Origin of the sequence: Bremerella sp. JC817, from assembly GCF_040718835.1 — a bacterium.
In the GTDB taxonomy this organism is placed as follows: Bacteria; Planctomycetota; Planctomycetia; order Pirellulales; family Pirellulaceae; genus Bremerella.
Window position 1 is genome coordinate 1 of the sequence record NZ_JBFEFG010000107.1, and the last position, 342, is coordinate 342.

Below are 342 nucleotides of genomic sequence, written 5' to 3' on the forward strand. Positions count from 1 at the left end.
CCTGCTCAAGGGCAAGACGATCAGCATTATCGGCTACGGCAGCCAGGGGCACGCCCACGCCCAGAACCTGAGGGACTCGGGCTGCACGGTCGTCGTCGGCCAGCGACCCGGCTCGAAGAACTACGAGCTGGCCGTTTCGCACGGCTTCAAGCCCGTCTCGGCCGCCGAGGCCGCCGAGGCCGGCGACCTCGTCAACATCCTCCTGCCCGACGAGGTCCAGGCCGACGTCTACAACCGGGACATCAAGGGGAACCTCAAGCCGGGCAACCTCTTGCTCTGCTCGCACGGCTTCAACATCCACTTCGGCCAGGTCGAGCCCCCTTCGGGCGTCGATAGCGCGCT

Annotated in this window: 1 protein-coding gene; it reads left to right on the forward strand. The window is 67.0% G+C overall.

What is annotated here, in order from left to right; translation table 11 throughout:
- Position 1: 1 nt before the first annotated feature.
- Positions 2 to 342, forward strand: a 341-nt coding sequence (locus AB1L30_RS00490) for an NAD(P)-binding domain-containing protein (RefSeq protein WP_367011393.1), incomplete at its 3' end; no start/stop codon positions are given.